This window comes from Paenibacillus sp. A3M_27_13, from assembly GCF_024213315.1.
Taxonomy (GTDB): Bacteria; Bacillota; Bacilli; order Paenibacillales; family Paenibacillaceae; genus Paenibacillus; species Paenibacillus polymyxa_B.
Window position 1 is genome coordinate 742,558 of record NZ_JANAVE010000001.1, and the last position, 20,236, is coordinate 762,793.

The following is a 20,236-nucleotide window of genomic DNA, read 5'->3' on the forward strand; positions in this document are numbered from 1 at the left end:
CCTTCTATGAATTCTGTTACTCTTTGACGGAACCTAGCGTCATACCTTTAACAAAATACTTTTGTAAAAATGGATATACAATGAGAATAGGCGCTGCACCAATGAAAATTTGCGCAGCATTAACCGTCGTTTGAGAAAGTAATTCCATCTCTTTGGGACTCATGCTCATGGAACTCATGTCCTTCTGAATAATTACAGTTTGCAGGAACGTCGCCAGCGGATAGTCCTTCGCATTGCTCAAATAGAGCAGACCGTCAAACCAGGAGTTCCAATGAAATACCATACTAAACAGCGCAATCGTGGCAATGGAAGGCAGGGATATCGGTAAAAAGATACTAAACAATGTCCGAAAATGTCCTGCTCCGTCGATCAATGCGGCCTCTTCCATCTCTTTAGGAATTCCTCTAAAAAAGTTCAACATAAGGATGACCAGAAATGTGTTGACCGCTCCTGGCAAAACAAGTACCCAGAAGCTGTCCATAAGATGGATCTTTTGAATAACCATATAGAATGGAACCAGACCACCGTTAAAAATCATGCTGAATACGAACAACCATGAATATACGTTTCTGCTACGGAACACAGATGTTTCCTTTGAAAGTGGATAAGCAGCTAAAAAGGTAATAAGCAATGTTAAGCCGGTTCCCAATACAGTCCGACAGACAGAAATCCAGATAGAGTGCAGAAAAATTGGGTTATTCATCGTCTTCTTATAGGCTTCTAATGAAAATTGCACCGGCCACAGCCCAACCAGATTGGCATCTGCTGCTGATTTAGCACTAAATGATACCGCCAACACATGAATCAGCGGAACGATACACATGATGGACAAAATCACAAGCAAGCAAATGTTAAACACATTGAAGATGCGATATGGCGTTGTTTTATGATACATGACTCTCCCTCTTTCAGCCTCGTGGAATCAAAATATGCGGTAACCTGCCCATTTGTAAGCAAGTCGATAAGATATCAGAATGAGAATCATACTGATAACGGATTTGAACAAGCCGATTGCGGTGGCAAAGCCCATTTCCCCATTGATTAACGCTGTCCGGTAGACGAATGTATCAATAATATCGCCTTTTTGGTAAACCAGCGGATTATAAAGGTTGAAAATCTGGTCAAAACCGGCATTCAGTACATTGCCAAGTGCAAGCGTTCCAACAACGACTACCATCGGAATTAACGAAGGTACAGTGATGTGCAGCGTCTGTCTCCAGCGGCTCGCTCCATCCATTTCAGAAGCCTCATACAACGAAGGATTAATACCCGCCAGTGCAGCAAGAAATACGATGGTGTTGTATCCGAACTCCTTCCATATATCCGATACAATGACAGTAAACCGAAACCAGTTATTTTCTCCCAGAAAAAAGATAGGCTGGATCCCGAAACTACCGAGAATACGATTCATAAATCCATCTGTAGCCAACAGGTCAATCAGAATTCCGCCCAAGATGACCCACGAAAGAAAGTGTGGCAGATAAACCAGTGTCTGAATGGATCGCTGAAGGCCGACCTTGCGAATTTCATTCAGCAGTATAGCAAAAACAAACGGAACCACCAGATTGAAAAACATCTTTAACACAGCAATAATTAGTGTATTCCAGACGACTTGAAGACTGTCCTCCCGTTGAAACAAAAAGCGGAAGTTATCCAGTCCAACCCACTCGGAACCAGTTATGCCTAGCCAAGGTTTGTAATTTTGAAAGGCCATCACGATGCCGCCCATCGGAATGTAGCTGAATACAATTAAGAAAATGATGGCTGGCAGCAGCATGATATGAAATGGCCACGTACGTTGCAGACTTCTCATTGCAGTTCCTCCTGTAACTCTCATGGTATACTTCAATTATAAAAGCGTTTTCGCTGTCCCAACAGTTCAAAAAACCAACATACATGGCACAAAAGCAATCATTTTTTAAGTTCGCCAAACGAATGAAATTTTTTTCACACACATCATAATAGCGCATTCATTTCTACTCAATCCTGATAAAGCTGTAGTAAAAAGGCTGTCCACCTTGGGACAGCCCTCCTAACTATTACAACATCATGATTTTACTTTTCGACGCTTTTATACCATTCGTTTACTTCATTTGTAATTTGTTCGCCACCAGCTGTTTTCCACGTCTGTACAAAGGTATCAAAAGCAGAGATCGGCTGCTTGCCATAAATAATTTCATTGAAGGTCTGACTTTCAATCTTATCCAGATAGTCCTTTTTAGCCTTCATGGTTGGCGTAGTAGGGCCCGTGAACTGATCTTTCATGGAGATATCCTTCTGTTCCATAAGCACTTTGGCAGCTGCAGGAGTATCTTTCCCGTAATTCACCATTACATCTTTCTCCAGACGGGTCTTCGGTTCTGCGCCGTTAGCCAAACTTAACAAAGCCTTCATTTGGGCATCAGGTATACGCGCGCCATCACGAACCAGCAAATAACGAAAAGAGTTTACATAACCGCCTGGTATTTTATCGATAGACATTAGCTTTCCGCCCGCATCCAAATCATAATCGTAGCCCTTAAACAGCCCATTCGACAAATCACCGTCCGGTTTAGCATTAGCATAATGGTCAAACAAATAATTTTGATAAGTGAAAAAAGCTTCAGGATGCTGCATTTGTTTGTTGATTAGTACAACACCATTGGTATATTGCGTTCCGTGGCGCATGGCTTTGTTGTCAGGACCCGCTGGAATCTTGATCGGCTTCCACACGGCACCCGGCGCATTTTTGACTGTATCCTGAAGCGGCCAGCCGCTCATCCAATATGGTCCAGGAATCATACCGGCTGTTCCTGCGACTGTAGGTTCTGACGTTTTATTTTCATCCCACAATGCTGCTTCCTGAGGAATATATCCCTTTTTGAGCCACTCGCTCAGCTTTTGCAAACCCGGCTTCATGCCAGGCTGCACGGAGCCATATTCCAAACTGCCATCTGTGCCTTTGTTCCACTGCTGAGGTAGAGTGCCATATGCCCCGAAAATCCAGGATGGGTCACCCATCCAAGTGTTCATGGATGTTTTGAAACCGATGCTGAGCGGAATCACTTTGTTTGGTGCCAGTCCGTCCGGATTTTTATTTTTAAAGGCATCCATCACTTTTTCCAGATCATCCATCGTCTCTGGAGCCTTCATACCCAGCTTATCCAACCAATCTTGTCGTACCCACAATACATAATCATGGTTATAGGCAAAATCAAGCACAGGAATACCCATTTTTTTGCCATCTCGGCTATACTGATTCCATACGTTCGTATCCTGATTCATCGCCTGCTTCCAGGTATCCGAAGCGTACTTGTCAAACAACGGACCAGCCTCTGCAAACATACCAGAATCGATCATGTCCTGTGCCAGTTGCTCATTCTCCGTCCCCAATACAACGACGTCCGGCATCTCCTGACCGGAGGACATAGCCAATCGCAGCTTCGTAGCAAATGCGCCATTCGTATCTGTGACGGACCAGAGTGATTTGATATTAATACCGAATTTCTCTTTAGCCCATTTTGTCGCAATGTTATTTTCGATAGATTCACCATTTTTAAATTTTAAGGCGGGATCTACACCCCATACCGTGGAAATTGTGACTTCCGGATTGTATTTTTCTTTGTATACGTTTTCAGTTTTAGCTGTGCTGTCCGCATTCCCATCATTTTCCGATCCTGAGCAGCCCACAAGGCCAACTCCTAATACCATAGTTGCGGCGATCAACGACAACAACTTTTTTTTCGAATGAACTCGCATATTGTTCCCCCTCTAAAAATCATTTTCTACTCTTTTATTATAAGAGGGCTTTTCTTCGCAGCCTATGTCACAAAATAAATATTTCTGCACCTTTCCCAACTGATCTTTGCTGGTTTCGTCCTTACTGGTCCCATCTTTACTGGTCCCGAAATTCATGCGGAGTCATTCCGTAATGCTTTTTGAACATCTTACTGAAATATTGGGGATTCTGATAGCCCAGTTCCGTCGTAATTTCGTATATTTTTTTGTTGGAATATTTGAGCAAATAAAGAGCCCGCTCCATTCTCATTCGGATAATGTAGTCACCCAAACCTTCTCCGGTTTCAGCTTTATAAATTTTAGACAGATAGACTGGATGAAGATAAACCTGATCGGCAATCGTCTTAACAGACAGCTCCTGACCTTTATCCTGGGAGATGAGCTCCTGAACTTGCTTGACCACATAGCTTTTAGCGCTTTGCTCGCTTGCGGACCATTCAGATTTAAGTTTGTTCATCATGGAAAGTATCCACTCTTTGAGGTGGGGAAACGAATGAACCATTTTCTGCGCATGTAACGGATCGAAGCCTACTTGGTCCATCTGTGTAATGAAACGTCCTTGTTTGTGCGCTGTATACATAAAGGCACTCGTCACCGAAATAAACAGCTCATATAAATGTTCGCGTGTATATCCCACCTCTTCCATTTTTCCAAATACACGGTTCACTTTCGCTTCGGCCTCTTCCCATTGCCTGGACTCTAGCAGATGAGTAAGCGTAGGGTGCATATAAAGCCCCTCCAGTGACTTAACTGAGCTGTGTGGCTGTTCTGCCTGTTCTTCTATGAATAGCAGTGTATCCGTCTCCTCGTGATGGTTCCAGTATAAGGATCTAATCGCTGTCTGATATAGCTTAGACAGCTCCTCTGGAAAATTAAACCATCCGGTTAATGCAACGTAAATTTCCCCTTTCAAGTAATTGCTCACATTTTTTCGAAAGGTCTCAATCGCCGCACTCAAAAAACGATTCTGCTCATCCGCACTCCGTTCAGGAAATGAATTCCAATTCCCTTCTATTAATACAATTAAGCAATCATGCGGCGCTTTGCAATGCCAAACGTGAAAATCAGGTGCGAACACTTCTTCGGCAATATTTCCAATCGCATACTCAATTAAGGACACTGAATGATAGTCCATATCAGAAAAATGCTTCCCTAGCTGAATAAGCAGCATACTGGCAGGATGTCCCGTGCGTAGCTTGATTTCGTACTCGGATATTTTGCTCTCTATTTTTGGTACTGGCAAATCACGCCCGAGTAGCAAATCATGCATCAAATGGGTCCGCAGTACACCAAAATCGTTTCTGCGGCTATATTGTAATTGATGGACCTTGTCAAATGCTTCCCATTCTTCCTTTAGCGAATCCATGGCAGCTGACACACATTTGATAAACTCTTCATCATCCACCGGCTTTAAAATGTAATCAAAAGCCTTAAGCTGGAGCGCTTTTTTAGCATATTCAAAATCGGCATAGCCTGTCAGTAACAAACTTCGGATATGTGGCCATCGTTCGTTTACCTCAACAATCAACTCCAGTCCCGTCATGCCAGGCATACGAATATCCGTAACCAGAATATCAATATCGTACGCTTCCAGCACATCCACCGCTGCTAATGCGGAAGCCGCTTGATGAACCCTCTCGATGCCTAGCGTCTCCCACGGAATGGTAGCTGCCAGACTTTCTGTTACATAACTCTCATCATCTACTAGTAATATCTGAACCATCTGGTCCCTCCGTTTTAACTATATTCGAATTTGGCGAAGGCTCAATTAAACCATTCGCATGCTCTGCTTCTGTTGAGATCGACCATTTTAAAACTGCACGCAATCCTCCCAATGGAGACAAAGAGAATTCCAGTCCTGCATCTTCCCCAAAATGTAATCGCATGCGTTGATGCACATTCCACAAACCGTATCCATGATCCTCTTCCACAGGCTTGTCAAGCGTTGATGTCAGGGCAGTTATAGCTTCTCTACTCAAACCGAGTCCGTTATCATCCACAATCAGGTACATATACGAGCCAACACGCTCCGTTAAAATATGAATTATACCATCCTCCGCTTGAGGCTCTATCCCGTGCAGCACCGCATTTTCCACCAGTGGCTGCACTACAAGCGGCGGAATCAGCAGACTGCTGGCTTGTGAAGAAACATGAATTAAAAACGTTAGCCTTGGCATACGCATCTGCTGTATGTTCAAATAATATTGAACAAACTCGACTTCCTCTGACAATGGAACCAAATCCCGCTCCTGTCTTGTCGTATACCGATAATACCTGGATAAATTATGAGCCATGGCTACAACCGCCTCATGATTGCGCAGCTTTGCCATACTTGTAATAAACGAAAAACAATTATAAAAAAAATGCGGATTGATTTGTGACTGGAGCTGCTTTAGTCGCGCTTCCTTGACATGCAGCTGCTCAACATACACCTTCTCAAACAGCTCCTGAATCTGTTCGACCATCAGATTAAATTGACTAGACAGGAAAGCAAACTCGTGACTCCCCCTTAGACTTAATCGAACAGCATAGTCCCCATCCTTTAGTCTCCGAAATGCCCGCACAAGCTGAAGAATCGGCACTTGTACCTGTGAATGAAGCAAGTAAGCGCCAATCAAGCCTACCAGCAGCGAGCCAACAACAGTTATATAAAACAGTCGATTCGATGAGTAAATTGGAGACATCATATCGGACAAAGGCATGTAATCAATCAAATACCAACCAGTCGTTTGCGAAAGAACGGCATGAACCAGGTAGCTTTCTTCTCCAATTTTCACAGTCAGATTATCAACTTCATGGAGTCCCATTTTTTCCAATTTAGAAATCAGCTTTCCAGACAGCTCTTCATTTGCAGTACGATTAAAGATCACTCCTACGCCTTTTTTATAATAAAAAGGCTCCTTTCGACCATCACCTTTGAAGCGGTCAAGCATGTCCTGAATATTACTGCTGTCAAATTCAACCTTAATAATCGTGTTAGCGGTTTCTGGATTACCAAGTGAAGAAAACGGGGATAATGTATACAATGAAAATATAAATTGGTCCTTCCCGTATGATCTTTTTTTGGATACCTGCCAGCCGTCTTTTATCAGCTGATTTAGTTTTTTCTGGTCATATAAACCTGCTCCATTCTCCGATACAACCCGTCCAAGCGAAGGAGAATAGATACTCAGCCCGGTTCTCCAATTAGAAGAGCTTTCCTGAAGCCCAAGCTTGGTTTGGATCCGTTTGACAAGGTTAATTCCATCCAGATTGAGAACCTTGTCCTTCAAAAAAATCGCTTGAAAACTGGCTACATCGGGATCATGAATCAGCAGATGCGGCCAAGAGGAGATCATTTCAATATTCGTATTCACCTGGTTTTGAAAAAAAGTCAGCTGATTATAATTAGATTGATTCAGCTCCTCACGTAATACACCTGTCGTTGTCTGATTAGAATAGACATACAGGATCAGCATAGGTATAAGCAATACGATAACGATGGAGACGATTTTAGTATAAAAATTAAATTTAAACATGAGTTCTACACATCCTCTGCACAAAAAACAAGCATACTTAAATGGTATGCCAGAGCCCTGACCTTCGTTGCCGTCAGTACATACTATACATTATCAATGGTTGGCGGTGATAATATGTTTGATGCTAAGCAAATGGAATGGTTTAACCAACTATCCGCTGAAGACTTGGCCATTTTAGGTGCCGGCTTCAATACACTAGGTGATTTTTTTGATTTTCTGGCGTTGATTAAGGCCAGACAGGAAACAGCCCAAGGTAATAAAAAGTAATAGCACTATTTCACAACAAATTTCACACGAGTTCCATCCTCATACTCATCCAATTGGTGACTGACCCATGATCCTGCCCCACGATTATCCTTAGGGGCTATGTATTTGATATTTGCACCTTTGCCACCTTCTGAGCACATAGCCATCGGCCATTCGTCACGATCGTATCCTTTACGAGTGGGAACACCTGCAAGCGAATGCTTGCGATTTTGCTCGGCTCCTTCACGGTCAATTGTGCATACCGGTGATTTTCCCGCCTGAATGGCTTCCTTAATATGCTGCGCCGTTTCAGGGTAGCGACCTGACGGGAATTGCAGCGTAACCTGAGCCGATGAAGGCGGGTTCTCTCCTGTCATTTTTGTAAGAAGATTGCCTCCTTCAAACCAGTACGCGCCCAAAGCTAGCAGCACTAAAGCTATAAAACTTAGCAACTTTTTCTTCAATTTCCCTCTTCCCTTCAAGCTATTCCAGTAGATGCCTTCAACTAAGGTAATCCCTGGATTTTATTTTTTGTAACCCCTTACTGACTATAAAAAAAGGTTGAATATTCGACGACAAATAGTATAGAGAGGAGGTTGTACGAATGAACGATGAGATCAAACTGGCCGTGAGCCAAATGCAAGCCGTTGTAATCCGATTACTGAATGGAAGTACCGTAATTGGCTGGCCTAAGCTCCTATCTGACCAAGAAACTCAGCAATTCAAGCTCTATGATGACGAACACGTATATACGATTTCCGTTAATGACGTGGATACAGTCGCAAGAGTTATTGTATAAGATACAGGAAGCGACTTAATGAGACATCCAGCGGACAAGCCCAAACAAGGCACACCACAGGAGAAGACTGATCAGAATCCCCCAAAATAAACCTTTAAAAAGCTTCATACCATACTGACAACCTTTCCTACTGGGCTTTTCCCCCATTATAACATGTCAGAAAGACAGCTGTCGCAGCTTGCTCTTATATCATCTTCGTGTCATATATATTAAATTTTAAAATCACGACACAAAGGAAAGAATGAAATAATTCCGAAAATTAGGCCTGATCACCAGTGAAAATGCAATCATGACATAATAAAAGTCACATTTTAATCAAAATTTAATGAAAGTTTTCCGAAAATGATGTATAATTATTGACATAACAAAACGCACGAGGTGATCATCATGGCATTATTAAACAGAGTTCATGAATTAAAATTGCAACTGCCTAACGAGCATCATAGCATTTCCCAATACGTGGAGCATGCATTGCATTCGATTGACAGTTTTGTGGAGCAACATCGTCAATTTATAGCCGCTCAGGCTCTATATGGTGAAAAAATCAATGGTACGGAAGAAAGACTGTTCCGAGACACAATTTCTGAGATTAAAGCCCAACTGGTAGCTACTTTGGAAAAGACAGTTGAAGACTTCGCACACAAAGGCGATAAGCACTGGAAAAATCATTATCAGGACGGCGTAGAATAAGCTGAAAATAACCCCCGGTCTTTGGACCGGGGGTTATTTTGTATAAGTGGATGTGGCAATATACGTAGACTATTTTAACACTCTGGCCGATGTCGCTACAGTCTTACCACCATAGACTACTTTGATACTGGAACTTCCGGTATCAATCGCCTTCACCTGACCGCCAGTAACCTGTACGATCGACGGTTTGGAAGATGTCCATACCGCTGAGCTTGTCACATTGGTAGTAGCGCCTGAATCATAAACTGCATTCACACTAAGCACTTGAGAGGAGCCTTTAGGCAGCTTCAGGTTTTTATTGCTCAATACCAGTTTGAGCAGCTTAGGTGTGACCTTGATCTCAACGTTAAACGACTTATCTTGATATGTGCCCGTAATCGTTGCTGTTCCAATTCCAACGGCTTTAATGGAAGAGCCTTTTACGATCGCTACGGAAGCATTCGATGATGTCCATTTCACTTTACTGCTCAGCGTAGCTTTTTTACCATCCGTATATATGCCGATAACTTTGATGGACTTACTTCCTTTCAAATTCATATCAGCACTCGAAAAGCTTGGTGTCAATGTAGAAATGGCTCCTTCCACAATGACAGGTACTTTCACATATTTGTTCATATACATAGCCTTGATTCCAGAGTTACCGCCACTCACCGCTTTTACTTTACCATTTGCTACTGTAACTGCGGCTGTTGTACCTACCCAGCTTACCTGATTGGTAACATCCAGGATTCCGCCACCAGCCATGTGTGCTTTTACTGTCGGAATACTTGCTTCTTGGCCTGCAACCAATACATATTTTTTCTCAGAAGCGGTCAGCTTGAGCACTTTGTATTGCACAGTCACTGGAATATCCAGTTTGAGTGCACCTACCGTTGCTGTCAATGTTGCACTGCCTGGGTTCACTGCAATCAGCTTACCATTTGCTATTTTAACTGCACTTTCACTGCTTAAGCTCCATTTTACATCGGATTGAACTGCTTTTTTAGCCCCATTGACCAAATAAGCAGATATACTCGGAAGAGAAGTTTTGCCTCCTGTTTCGAGAGTCAGACTGGCTTTGCTTGAAACCAGTTTTTCAACCGTCGGAAGTACATTAATCTTCAGAGTCTTGCTCAAACCGTGATAGGACGCTGTAATCGTCGAATTGCCTGCATCCATCGGTGTGATTTTACCTTGCTCGACTGTGGCAACCAACGGATTGGAGGAAGTCCATTCTGCCGTGTTGGTCACATCTGTCTTGCCGCCAGTCAGGTTGACATCGGTTGCACTAACCTGAATTGGGGAGCTACCCAGAAAGACCGATTTGGACCCAGTTGCATTCAATACTAATGCCTGAGAAGAAGAACGCACATACACAATCGTTTGTGCTTTGAGTTCATCTTTGCTTGCTTTAATGTAAGTCACGCCTTTGGCAAGTGGACGAACCAGACCATCTTCAACGGTAGCAACAGCCGCATTCGAAGAAGTCCATTCGACACCGGATACATTTTCCGTCCCACCTCCAGTAAGTACACCTTGAGCAGTCAATTGCTTTGATTCTCCACCAATCGTCAAATTAATGGGACTAGACGGATTTAATTGCAGCTTGCTGTAAGGCGATTTTACTGTAATCGTTGTACTTACCGTTTGCTGCTCATATGTGGCAACAATCTTAATCTGCCCTTTTGACACAGGAGTAATGAGTCCCTTATCTACCTTTAAAATGCTTGAATCCCCAGAGATCCATTCTGCTTTTTGTGTAACATCTTCTTTGCCCTTTTCTGTCAATGACCACACTTTTAATTGAGCGGGGCTTCCACCCAGATTCAATGTAGTCGGATTTTGACTGTCCCACTGTACCGTGGAAGTCGTGCTCTCCTCAGCCCGGATCAAACCCGCTGGCCATGCTGCAAATACAAACATCAGCAAAGCAAGTAAGAAGGTACTCCGTTTGCTCATACGTTTCATACGCTCCATTCGTTTCTCTCCCTTAGTTTCATCTCTATAAAATAGGATATAATTAACAATCCCATTACTTTTATCGGTTAGCAGCTAACTAAATTGAACCCTTCATCAAAAAAAGGTGAATAATTACAGTTAAAGTTCTCCACGTAGTGACCTTACTACAAACAAATGCTCTTCTTTAGATAAGGTTTGTCCATCTTCAAGAATTACATCGTGTGCCGAGTGGCTAACCAGCTTTACATTATAAGCAATCAGCTGATCCTCTCTCCAAATCGTCACCGCCGACTGAAAATGAATGGCATTATCAAACTGTAACGGAACGCTCATTACATAACCGATAGCGTTCAGCTTCGCCGGATGGCGGCTTCTACGTTCACGCCCCGGAGGAAGCATGGTAATATGCGTAATATTTTCAAAAGGAATAGCAAGCATTTTCGGGCCTAAAATAACACACTTTCGTATATCATCCCATTTTTCAAGCGTGCCGCGCACCTTCTGGGTATGACCGTTGTTGCCGTGATATAAAATGACCTGACGTCCCTTCCACTGACGCATGTCCTCACCTCCAGTGCTAGCGGTTAGGAATCTCCCACCGAATAGGCTCCATTCCATGCTCCTGCAAAAATGCATTGGTACGCGAAAAAGGCTTGCTGCCAAAAAAGCCTCTGTGAGCCGCCAATGGACTTGGATGAACGGATTTCAGCACCAAATGCTTGCTGGTATTCACGAAGCTTGCTTTTTTCTGAGCATGGCTCCCCCACAAAATAAACACTGCTGGCTGCTCGCGTTCATTAATCGCTTCAATGACAGCATCCGTGAAACGTTCCCAACCTATTCCCTGGTGAGATTGCGGTTGTCCTTCACGCACGGTTAACACGTTGTTTAGCAGCAGCACACCTTGCTCAGCCCAAGGCACGAGGTATCCCTGATTCGGAATGGGAGTGCCGATATCATCGCGAAGCTCCTTGTATATATTTAGTAGAGATGGCGGTGTTCGCACACCAGGTCTAACAGAAAAGCTCAAACCGTGAGCTTGTCCCTCTCCATGATATGGATCCTGTCCCAATATAACCGCTTTGGTCAGATGAAATGGCGTTAATTTAAGTGCGGAAAACAAGTCTTCTTTTGGAGGATATACCTTATGTAACTTGTACTCTCGGGCTAACGTATACCTTAATTCATTAAAGTATGGCTTTTCGACCTCTTCTCGTAGTACATCATCCCAGTCATTTCCAAACATACCCCTGTCTCCTCTCAATATGTAGATCTGTGAAAACGGTAAGCTTTTTGATCCAAAAAAATAAGCTGAACTCCTCATCCGGAGCCAGCTTATTTATTCGTTACCTGTGTTATATGCCGAAGGACCAGGAAAATATCCTTACGGTAATCAGCTACCGCAGGTCTAAATTCGATTTCCTTATTATAACATTAACGATAATGATGTCAAGTAACTGAAAGCTTAATTCCCTCAGAAGAAAAGCTCTTTATTGCTGTATTTATTACGATTTTGTATGAGCATTCAGGTATTCCAATGCATTATATAACATAACAGCAGCTTCGGCACGTGTAATCTCGCTTTTTGGATGAAACTTTTCACTTGCATCCAAGGTATTGACCTTGTAGACTAGCGAGCGTTGAATGCTACCTTGGTAAGAAGGCTCCAGTTCGCTCTCATCCGCAATATTCGCAGGTGCGATTTTAATCATCGGAAGAGCGCCTGCTTTTTCCATGCCCTGAATCAGCATGTGGGTGAACTCTTCCTTAGTCAGGGTTTTTGAAGGAACGATATCCTTTGGAATCTCTACGCCATTATAATGCGCGTTGATAAAGGCTTCAGCATACCATGCAGTATCCTTAACATGGGTAAACAGTCCGCTGGCCTGTGGCGCCTTATTAAAATCAATAGCGGCCAAACTGAGCTGGAGTCCGCCGGAGATCAACTGAATGCCCTGGGCAGCGGTCACTTTAGATGACGGGAGAAACTGCGTGTCAGAGGCACCTTTGAGCAGACCCTGATCTTTAAGGGATATAATTTTTTCTTTGCCGCTTACGTTGTCCAAATCCTTGAATTGACGGTCTGCCGCAGACATTTGACCTCCAACGGAGAAGGACAAAATGGCTACAGTTGTAATGGCTGCAAATGCACTTTTTCTCATGTTCATGTCAAGTTCCACCTTGTAGTTGAATTAGGCCGCCTGGCCATTAACAACCTCTTTGACGTAGTTCAGGATGGAAAGGTTGCAAGCGATATCTAACAGAGATTTGAATGAAGATTGCCCGAACGCTCAATTCTTATCTTTCACGCCAATCACGATGACATCCCCCTCAAAATTATGCATATCAATAACCGTTACATTGCCCTGAAACGCTACCGAAGCTGCTGCAAATCGGCGGTATTCCAGGTCGATAATCGTAAAGTCATATTCTCTGAGATCGGCGTCTAGCTTCAGGACCGTGTTCACCGGCACATAAATAGCAATTTTTTCGAAGCCTCTGGTTGAGGCAACTCGAATCTCTTCCGTGTTTTTAAGTACTATGTTCCAAGGCTGCAAATCTACCAGTCCGTACATCTGGAACAGCCACTTCGCGAATCCATAATCCCACGCTCCCTCAAATTTAAGGGCAACCTGCCATTCATAGGGGCTATCAAAACCTTCCCCAGTAACTCCAAATCGTTTCCCTTTTTTGTGCCAGCTCCATATTCCATGTGCTCCGTAGGTTACGCCGGCTTCCGCACCGGACAAAAGACTTTGCCATGCAGCTTTACGCACGTCGGCACGGCCGAAACGACCGTATTCTCTCCGGCTGTATCCCATCATCTCGTAGCAAGGTTCCGAGTTTAGCACAGGCCGTGTTACCCGCTTGTTGTAGAAGTCCAACGCCAAGGTGTAGGCCTTGGACTGAAACTGCGAATTGTGACCTGATTGGTACATGTAAAAGTCCAAATTAGGATCGTTAATGAACTCATCCGGCAGATCCGCCAGTCTCCCCTGAATGTGGAGAGTAGTCAAGCACTCCGGACTATGTGTCTTCACAACGTGAAGTGTGGTGCGGTAATACTCGTTCGCTCGCTCTGACGGGAAGTCGGTATCCCCGCTCACAATATAGATAGGGTGATACTTTGAGAATCGGTCTGCCGCGTAACGCACATACGGTTCTACCGCCTCCAGAGGCATCTTTTTCTCATCACGAAGCTTGGCCGCCCATGTATCCGGGATATAATTGCACCAAAGCAAAACAAGCGCGGGTACAAATCCCTTGCTCACCGCCATCTCGACCATTGTCTCCGCCCTGTCAAAATAGTCTGGATTCAGCGAATAAAAATCGTAGCTCCCGTCCTCAATCCGTTCGAACGGTTCGTAATCCAAATCACTGCCGCTGGCATCCCACTGCCGCAGCAAATTGATTTGCAGAACATTAAACCCCTGGCTACTTCTGTAGTCAAGATAATCAGCCCATTCCTCCAGTGAGATGTTGGTAAATGCGCTCCAGACGGTATCCGCCAGATAGAAAAATGGAACTCCTTCATTGACAAAGTAACGTTTATTCTCCGCTATGCCAAGCTTTATCATACGGCATCCCCCTTATTGCTGTAATGACAGAAAACGGCGAACAGTTCGCCGCTTTCCCTTTTATTGCTCATTTATGAAGTAACGATACTAGCTTGGGCTCCAGCCGTTCCCTCCTGCTCTGACTTTTCCTGTGCTTCGCGTTCCCTGTTCAACGCTTGTTTATCAAGCGTTCTAAAAAACGGATAGTAAATCAGCATACAAACGGGAATGAGCAAAAGCTGTGCAACTGCAAGTCTCCAGCTCCCCTCAATAAAGCCCAGAGCAAAAATCGGAGTGCCAAATGCCGGGTAAATTCCGATGGGCGCAGGCAGCAAGCCCGCAGTTGTTGCAAAATAACCGAGGACGGCGCAGACGATAGGAGAACTGATAAACGGAATAGCCAGGAGCGGATTCAAAACAACTGGAATTCCGAAATTGAGTGGCTCGTGAATCGAGAAGAAAGTCCCCGGAAGGCCGAGCTTGCCAATCGTGCGTAATTGCTTGCTCTTGGCCAAGAAGACCAGCAGGAGAGCGAAGCCCAGCATCGGCGCATAGTTTGAGAAGATATACCAGAAAGCCAGCCCGATAATGTTCGGTAGCGGAGCTCCCGCCTGGAAAGCGTCGAGATTGGCAAGATCCAGGCTCATCCAGATCGGTTTGACGATGGCAAGCGTTACGATTGCACCGTGGATTCCGAACATCCAGAGCACCTGCATAATGATGAGGGCGACAATCATAGCCCCCAGTGATCCACCCAGTCCTTCCAGTGGCACTTGCAGATAGGTATAAATAAACTCATGGACCGTACCGAATGACGTATGCATGAATAGACCGGAAACGATAACGAATACCATAGCTACGAGTATCGCCGGAATTAATCCTGAGAATGTTTTGACAACGGTAGGCGGTACTCCTTCGGGCATTTTAATGGTCCAGTTGCGATCGACAATCCAGATATACAATCGGGAAGCGAGCAAGCCAACCAACATGGCGACAAACAAACCCTGCGCACCGAGCCACTGAAGTGGAAGCGCCCGGACTTTATCGAATGTTTGAATCGGCGTCAAAATAAGAAACGAGAGCAGTGCCGTTGCTGCAGGAACCAGTGGGTCCTTGTCAAAAGCTTGCGCCAGTCTGTAGGCAATGAAGAAGACTGCATAGAGGGCGACGATGCCAGTTGTCATCGTCGATCCTAATCCGATAATACCCTTGATGGGTGCGATGAGGTTCTGGTAAGGCTCCCAGGCAAGTGCGGAGAAAAGCGTCGAAAATGCTCCAATAATCAAAAAAGGAAGGGTGGACATCAGTCCATTTGATATAGCGCTCATATAGCGATTTTGCTGAATTTTCCCAGCGTATCTTTGCAATTTATGCGATAGTTTTTTTTCGTTAGCCATATTCCTTCAACTCCTGTTTTAGAGTTTCATCTGTTGAACAATAATCTAGAGAGCGCTTCCATTTGAGGAAATCATATTTTTGTACCAATGGAAGCTGTTCTTGCGAATCCGCCGCAATTGTCTCAGGTTGAACTCATCCCGGTCAACATAGACGAATCCGTAACGTTTGCTTACTCCCTGGTGGGTGCTGACCAGATCAATTGCGGACCAAGGACAATAACCAAACAGCTCCACCCCGTCCGTAATAGCCAGCTGGCATTGCTCGATATGCTTGCGCAAGTAATCGATGCGGTAATCATCTCTTACAACATCGCCCTCTTCCAAGGAATCAAAAGCCCCCAGTCCATTCTCGGTAATGATCAGCGGTAGCTGGTAGCGGTCATAGATCTTCCTAAGAGTAACACGCAGGCCTGCCGGATCAATTCCCCAGCCGAACTCCGTTCGCTCCAGATACTCATTTCCACTCCCAGCAAAAACACCCACTTCTCCAACTGAGATTTGCTGATCTCCCATCCCGCCTTTTTCTACCGAATTCTGGGTACTGGCTTTGACCGTTGCAGAGCTGTAATAATTAAAAGCGATAAAGTCTGGCTTCGCGGCGGCCAGAATGCTCATATCCCCTTCTTGAATCTCAGGCGTATAGCCTTTTTCCTCGAAGTAACTCCAGACCAGCGTATTGTAACGGCCAAACACCGCCATATCAAGGTATAACCAATTGCGGATTGCGTTGAAGTTATCAGCCGCCAGCACATCTTCCGGACGCGAAGACGCTGGATATACGCACGAGATGTTAGGGGCCGGTGCCACTTTAGCTTCAGGTAACATTTCTTTGCACAGAATCATCGCCCTGGCTTGAGCCAGAAGCATATGATGATTTTGCTGATACAATTCCTTTTTCGGATTCTTCAGGTTCGGGTCCAACGTTCCCAAAGCGGAACCGTGCAAAATCATCATGTTTTGTTCGTTAATAGTTAACCAATATTTCACCCGGTCCCCAAAGTGTTCGAACAATGTCTTCGCATACGTTTCAAATGCGTTGATTGTACTACGGTTCGACCATCCGCCTTCTTTTTCCAAAGCTGCCGGAAGATCAAAATGATACATGGTCACGATCGGTTCGATCCCGTATTTTAATAACTCATCAATTAAATGGTTGTAAAACTGTATGCCTTTCGGATTCAATTCCCCTGTTCCCTGCGGATAAATGCGGGTCCAGGCCACCGAGAAGCGATAAGCCTTAAAGCCCATTTCCGCCAGTAAGGCAATGTCTTCCTTATAGTGATGGTAATGATCGCTTGCCACCTTATAATCAGTGATCTCTTCCCGGGGCGGACGGGTGTCAATAACAGACGGCCCTTTTCCGTCCTCGTTCCATGCTCCTTCAAACTGATAGGACGAGGTCGATCCACCCCATAGAAAATTGGAATCAAACGCTTTCAATTTATGATATTTCATTTAACACCTCCAATGAAAAAGTGTTGATCTATATGTACAGACGATTATAGATTTAAGGCTTCGGCAAGTACTTTTTCACCATTCATCATGCCATAATCCATTCTGTCGATTACGCTTACCTTGATGCCTTTAGGCTCGTATTTGGTTTTAAAATCGTCTTCCAAGTAGCCAACCTGCGGTCCTATCAGCAATACGTCCGTTTTGTCCGCATACTCTTTAAAAGAGCTTTCGGAAGTAGCTCTGATTTCAACCTCAACATTTTGAGCCTGTGCAGCCTTCTGCATCTTTTGTACCAACATACTTGTAGACATTCCTGCTGCGCATACAAGCGTAATTTGTTTCATTGGTTATTCCTCCCCGATAATGGTGTGATGGATACTGTTGCTTCGTAACGGTTCAATCTGCTGTAAAGTTCCACGATATGTCTCGCCAGATCCTTGGTCGTAATGGCAGACATGAGATGGTCTTGTGCATGCACCATTAGCAGTGTCACTTCATGAGCTGTCCCACCCGCTTCCTGCTGGATCAGTCGCGTCTGCGATTTATGCGCTTGGACCAGCTCGTTCTTGCATTCTTCAAGACATTCTGCTGCCTGCTCCGCATTACCCTTCTCGGCAAAGCTGATAGCTTCCATAGCTTTACTCTTCGCAATACCCGAATTTGTTATAAGTCCCATTATGATTTCCTGATACTCGTCCATTGAATTCACCTCATGCATTTCATCTCTTTAGCTTACAGATTCAGTGTATACGATTCTTGCCGACTTCTAAACGCAACCCTTTTCCACTAGAAGCGGAAATGCTTACAATGGAAAAAAATAGAGAAGCTCTGCACGATGCTTGTTCAAAATCCAAGCAGATGTCGTGCAGAGCTTTATTTTAATACAGTTTATGTTTGACAATAATTTGAGCAAAATCCCCGTAGGTTTTGCATTCCAGCATTTGCTGGATAATATCCGAGTCGTCGAGTAGTCCCATCAGATGCTTATACATTTTCGCCGGAGGCTCGTCGCCGTTTTTGTTAATACTGAGCAGGCAGACGAACTGCACGGGCTTGCCGGACCAATCTATGGGAGATTTCAGTGTACAGACCGCCCATACCGTCCGGTTGCTTTGCGGAATAATAGGATGAGGAATGGCTATCAGATTTCCGTAAGCCGTAGGAGCAGCATTTTCCCTTTCCATCACCAATCCGATGAATCCCTCGGAAGAGCGGATCAATCCGGAAGCATGCATTCTTTCTCCCAAAAAAGTAATAACCTCTTCTTTTGTAGTAAAGTTATGTCTCAGAAATACAAGCTCTTCCATAATGTAGCGGAAAGTAAATTCGTTTTCATCCGTCAGCAGCTCTTCAATCTTATCGATGTCACCGCCGCCAAGCAGAGTCTGAACCACCACGACCGGAACGGATAATGTCTGCGGGATTGGAACTGTGCTTACCACAAAATCAATGCCATGCAAAGGAACCTGCTGCAACTTGTAATACTCGGTCGTGCCAGCAACCTCAAGCCTTTCACCGAACTTGCTACGTAGCTTGTAATACAGCAAGCGGGCACTTCCAACACCCGAAGTGCATACGACAAGGCAGCGTTTAGGTCTGTTGTTCATCTGCTGCCTTTCCATGGCGGCCCCGATATGAATCGCCAAATAACCCATTTCTGTCTCTGGTATGGTCAAATTCAGTTTGCTCTCGATTAACTTGGCACCTATGACCCCCGCCTGAAAAGCCAAAGGATAATTATTCTTCACATGATCCAGCATCGGATTACGGATATTCATCCTATATTTTACGCGGTTTAGCGCCGATTTCAGATGAAGACATATGCCCATTAACAGTTCTTGATCCCGGCTGATATTCAGGTTAAAGCCCCTGTCAATTTCAGCCAGCATTTCTCTGCCAAGCTCATAAATTCCCCGATCCAAGAGCTTCTGAGGCCCTGTCTCTTCTGTCTGTTGCTCCGTAACTCCCTCAAACCACTTGTTCCCGGCCAGATGCATGGCGATATAAGCAACCTCATCCTCCGGAAAGGTCAAATCCATTTGCTTTTCAATGTGGCTAACAATATGTTCAGCGGCTCGAAATTCCTCGGTAGCCCGAAAATCTTCCCTTTCATCGGAAAGCATCGCGACCCGGTTCCCATCGCGAATACGCTTGCAAGCTATAGCGATATGAATGGACAGGTTGTTGAAGGCAACATCCGACAAAGTGACCCCGTGGTTCTGGATTTGCTCCAGAATAATACCTCGAATGAGTGTCATTTCCCAAGGGGTAACCATTCTCGATGCGGCCTCCACGCCCCCAGCCCTTTCTTCTTCAGAACGGTTGACGATGAATTCAGACATGCAGAAACGTAAGCGAACCTCGTCGCCCCTCAGCTTGACACCGTAATTCGGGCGCTTATCAATGCCGATTCCGTAAGCCTGTAGCATATGCTTAACCTCTTTGAAATCATTTTGTACGGTGGATTTGCTAATGTATAACTCATCCGCCAACTCTTCGAGCTTCAAATAATTTTCTGTAAGCAGGAGGCGCGAGATTAAATAACGCTGTCGGTATTCAGGAGAATTGGGATCATCCGGTTCGTTATACAGGAACAACTGCTGTAGGAGCGTACGAAAGCTGCGGTCGTCCGTGATTTTCAGTTCATACCCCCTTGAACGAACAGGCTGAATCGATGCTCCATGCTTGGCCAGAAATTCATCCAGTTCTCTGATATCGCTACGTACGGTACGGGAAGTAACCTGGATCAACTTTGCCAGATGCTCGCTGTTGACAGGAGTGTCCGCAGCCAGCAAATGCTGTAGAATCGAAACCATTCGCGTATTCATTCAAGGTGACCCCCCGTTCTTTTGTCAAAAT

19 protein-coding genes are annotated in these 20,236 nt (G+C 44.6%); 3 read left to right on the plus strand and 16 right to left on the minus strand.

Annotated features, from left to right (window positions below):
- Positions 1-16: 16 nt before the first annotated feature.
- The 5 genes from NLX82_RS03460 to NLX82_RS03480 form a co-directional block, all read right to left on the minus strand.
- On the minus strand, positions 17-895 hold the full coding sequence (locus tag NLX82_RS03460) for a carbohydrate ABC transporter permease (protein WP_023989359.1): 879 nt from the start codon (positions 893-895) through the stop codon (positions 17-19).
- A gap of 27 nt (positions 896-922) precedes the next feature.
- On the minus strand, positions 923-1,813 hold the full coding sequence (locus tag NLX82_RS03465; RefSeq protein ID WP_025718416.1) for an ABC transporter permease: 891 nt from the start codon (positions 1,811-1,813) through the stop codon (positions 923-925).
- Between the two features lie 242 nt (positions 1,814-2,055).
- Positions 2,056-3,738, minus strand: coding sequence for a type 2 periplasmic-binding domain-containing protein (locus NLX82_RS03470; protein WP_254347480.1), 1,683 nt, complete (start codon positions 3,736-3,738; stop codon positions 2,056-2,058).
- A gap of 136 nt (positions 3,739-3,874) precedes the next feature.
- Positions 3,875-5,500: a response regulator transcription factor gene (locus NLX82_RS03475; protein WP_254347481.1), complete on the minus strand. Its 1,626-nt coding sequence runs from the start codon at positions 5,498-5,500 to the stop codon at positions 3,875-3,877.
- Positions 5,475-7,295, minus strand: a complete 1,821-nt coding sequence (locus NLX82_RS03480) for a sensor histidine kinase (protein WP_076159414.1) — start codon at positions 7,293-7,295, stop codon at positions 5,475-5,477. Before NLX82_RS03480 ends, NLX82_RS03475 begins: the two co-directional genes overlap by 26 nt.
- A 114-nt stretch (positions 7,296-7,409) precedes the next feature.
- Between NLX82_RS03480 and NLX82_RS03485 the strand changes: the two genes are divergently transcribed.
- Entirely contained in the window at positions 7,410-7,562 is a 153-nt protein-coding gene (locus NLX82_RS03485; protein WP_023989363.1) for a hypothetical protein, read from the plus strand.
- 5 nt (positions 7,563-7,567) lie between these two features.
- On the opposite strand, the gene NLX82_RS03490 is transcribed toward NLX82_RS03485, so the two are convergent.
- Positions 7,568-8,005 (minus strand): NucA/NucB deoxyribonuclease domain-containing protein, encoded by a 438-nt coding sequence (locus NLX82_RS03490; protein ID WP_023989364.1) that lies wholly within the window; start codon positions 8,003-8,005, stop codon positions 7,568-7,570.
- Positions 8,006-8,145: 140 nt separating this feature from the next.
- Between NLX82_RS03490 and NLX82_RS03495 the strand changes: the two genes are divergently transcribed.
- A complete protein-coding gene (locus tag NLX82_RS03495) occupies positions 8,146-8,340 on the plus strand; it encodes a hypothetical protein (RefSeq protein WP_013310963.1) in 195 nt (64 codons plus the stop codon).
- A 387-nt stretch (positions 8,341-8,727) separates the two neighbouring features.
- The gene (locus NLX82_RS03500; protein WP_013310964.1) at positions 8,728-9,030 is read left to right on the plus strand and encodes a hypothetical protein; all 303 of its coding nucleotides are present in this window, start codon (positions 8,728-8,730) and stop codon (positions 9,028-9,030) included.
- Positions 9,031-9,099: 69 nt separating this feature from the next.
- Here NLX82_RS03500 and NLX82_RS03505 read toward each other — a convergent pair whose 3' ends face one another.
- The 10 genes from NLX82_RS03505 to NLX82_RS03550 all read right to left on the minus strand — a co-directional run bounded on the left by NLX82_RS03505 (position 9,100) and on the right by NLX82_RS03550 (position 20,205).
- The gene (locus tag NLX82_RS03505) at positions 9,100-10,986 is read right to left on the minus strand and encodes an Ig-like domain-containing protein (RefSeq protein ID WP_254347482.1); all 1,887 of its coding nucleotides are present in this window, start codon (positions 10,984-10,986) and stop codon (positions 9,100-9,102) included.
- 120 nt (positions 10,987-11,106) lie between these two features.
- A complete protein-coding gene (locus NLX82_RS03510) occupies positions 11,107-11,529 on the minus strand; it encodes a hypothetical protein (protein WP_023989366.1) in 423 nt (140 codons plus the stop codon).
- A 16-nt stretch (positions 11,530-11,545) separates the two neighbouring features.
- Positions 11,546-12,214, minus strand: coding sequence for a uracil-DNA glycosylase (locus tag NLX82_RS03515; RefSeq protein ID WP_013310967.1), 669 nt, complete (start codon positions 12,212-12,214; stop codon positions 11,546-11,548).
- Positions 12,215-12,473: 259 nt separating this feature from the next.
- A complete protein-coding gene (locus NLX82_RS03520; RefSeq protein WP_254347483.1) occupies positions 12,474-13,136 on the minus strand; it encodes an S-layer homology domain-containing protein in 663 nt (220 codons plus the stop codon).
- A gap of 123 nt (positions 13,137-13,259) precedes the next feature.
- Positions 13,260-14,546 carry a glycoside hydrolase family 140 protein gene (locus tag NLX82_RS03525; RefSeq protein ID WP_254347484.1) on the minus strand — a complete coding sequence of 429 codons (1,287 nt, stop codon included), beginning with the start codon at positions 14,544-14,546 and terminating at the stop codon, positions 13,260-13,262.
- Between the two features lie 71 nt (positions 14,547-14,617).
- On the minus strand, positions 14,618-15,922 hold the full coding sequence (locus tag NLX82_RS03530) for a PTS sugar transporter subunit IIC (protein ID WP_053325740.1): 1,305 nt from the start codon (positions 15,920-15,922) through the stop codon (positions 14,618-14,620).
- 45 nt (positions 15,923-15,967) lie between these two features.
- On the minus strand, positions 15,968-17,377 hold the full coding sequence (locus tag NLX82_RS03535) for a glycoside hydrolase family 1 protein (protein ID WP_028540521.1): 1,410 nt from the start codon (positions 17,375-17,377) through the stop codon (positions 15,968-15,970).
- A 44-nt stretch (positions 17,378-17,421) separates the two neighbouring features.
- On the minus strand, positions 17,422-17,721 hold the full coding sequence (locus NLX82_RS03540) for a PTS sugar transporter subunit IIB (RefSeq protein ID WP_023989371.1): 300 nt from the start codon (positions 17,719-17,721) through the stop codon (positions 17,422-17,424).
- Positions 17,718-18,077, minus strand: coding sequence for a PTS sugar transporter subunit IIA (locus NLX82_RS03545; protein ID WP_023989372.1), 360 nt, complete (start codon positions 18,075-18,077; stop codon positions 17,718-17,720). The genes NLX82_RS03540 and NLX82_RS03545 overlap by 4 nt, the downstream gene beginning before the upstream one ends.
- A gap of 178 nt (positions 18,078-18,255) precedes the next feature.
- The gene (locus NLX82_RS03550) at positions 18,256-20,205 is read right to left on the minus strand and encodes a BglG family transcription antiterminator (RefSeq protein WP_028540520.1); all 1,950 of its coding nucleotides are present in this window, start codon (positions 20,203-20,205) and stop codon (positions 18,256-18,258) included.
- Positions 20,206-20,236 lie beyond the last annotated feature (31 nt).

What these genes read in the sequence shown, in the direction of transcription:
- NLX82_RS03460 (WP_023989359.1), bottom strand. Translation starts at nt 895, where the DNA reads ATGTATCATAAAACAACGCCATATCGCATCTTCAATGTGTTTAACATT.
- NLX82_RS03465 (WP_025718416.1), bottom strand. Translation starts at nt 1,813, where the DNA reads ATGAGAAGTCTGCAACGTACGTGGCCATTTCATATCATGCTGCTGCCA.
- NLX82_RS03470 (WP_254347480.1), bottom strand. Translation starts at nt 3,738, where the DNA reads ATGCGAGTTCATTCGAAAAAAAAGTTGTTGTCGTTGATCGCCGCAACT.
- NLX82_RS03475 (WP_254347481.1), bottom strand. Translation starts at nt 5,500, where the DNA reads ATGGTTCAGATATTACTAGTAGATGATGAGAGTTATGTAACAGAAAGT.
- NLX82_RS03480 (WP_076159414.1), bottom strand. Translation starts at nt 7,295, where the DNA reads ATGTTTAAATTTAATTTTTATACTAAAATCGTCTCCATCGTTATCGTA.
- NLX82_RS03485 (WP_023989363.1), top strand. Translation starts at nt 7,410, where the DNA reads ATGTTTGATGCTAAGCAAATGGAATGGTTTAACCAACTATCCGCTGAA.
- NLX82_RS03495 (WP_013310963.1), top strand. Translation starts at nt 8,146, where the DNA reads ATGAACGATGAGATCAAACTGGCCGTGAGCCAAATGCAAGCCGTTGTA.
- NLX82_RS03500 (WP_013310964.1), top strand. Translation starts at nt 8,728, where the DNA reads ATGGCATTATTAAACAGAGTTCATGAATTAAAATTGCAACTGCCTAAC.
- NLX82_RS03505 (WP_254347482.1), bottom strand. Translation starts at nt 10,986, where the DNA reads ATGGAGCGTATGAAACGTATGAGCAAACGGAGTACCTTCTTACTTGCT.
- NLX82_RS03510 (WP_023989366.1), bottom strand. Translation starts at nt 11,529, where the DNA reads ATGCGTCAGTGGAAGGGACGTCAGGTCATTTTATATCACGGCAACAAC.
- NLX82_RS03515 (WP_013310967.1), bottom strand. Translation starts at nt 12,214, where the DNA reads ATGTTTGGAAATGACTGGGATGATGTACTACGAGAAGAGGTCGAAAAG.
- NLX82_RS03520 (WP_254347483.1), bottom strand. Translation starts at nt 13,136, where the DNA reads ATGAACATGAGAAAAAGTGCATTTGCAGCCATTACAACTGTAGCCATT.
- NLX82_RS03525 (WP_254347484.1), bottom strand. Translation starts at nt 14,546, where the DNA reads ATGATAAAGCTTGGCATAGCGGAGAATAAACGTTACTTTGTCAATGAA.
- NLX82_RS03530 (WP_053325740.1), bottom strand. Translation starts at nt 15,922, where the DNA reads ATGGCTAACGAAAAAAAACTATCGCATAAATTGCAAAGATACGCTGGG.
- NLX82_RS03535 (WP_028540521.1), bottom strand. Translation starts at nt 17,377, where the DNA reads ATGAAATATCATAAATTGAAAGCGTTTGATTCCAATTTTCTATGGGGT.
- NLX82_RS03540 (WP_023989371.1), bottom strand. Translation starts at nt 17,721, where the DNA reads ATGAAACAAATTACGCTTGTATGCGCAGCAGGAATGTCTACAAGTATG.
- NLX82_RS03545 (WP_023989372.1), bottom strand. Translation starts at nt 18,077, where the DNA reads ATGGACGAGTATCAGGAAATCATAATGGGACTTATAACAAATTCGGGT.
- NLX82_RS03550 (WP_028540520.1), bottom strand. Translation starts at nt 20,205, where the DNA reads ATGAATACGCGAATGGTTTCGATTCTACAGCATTTGCTGGCTGCGGAC.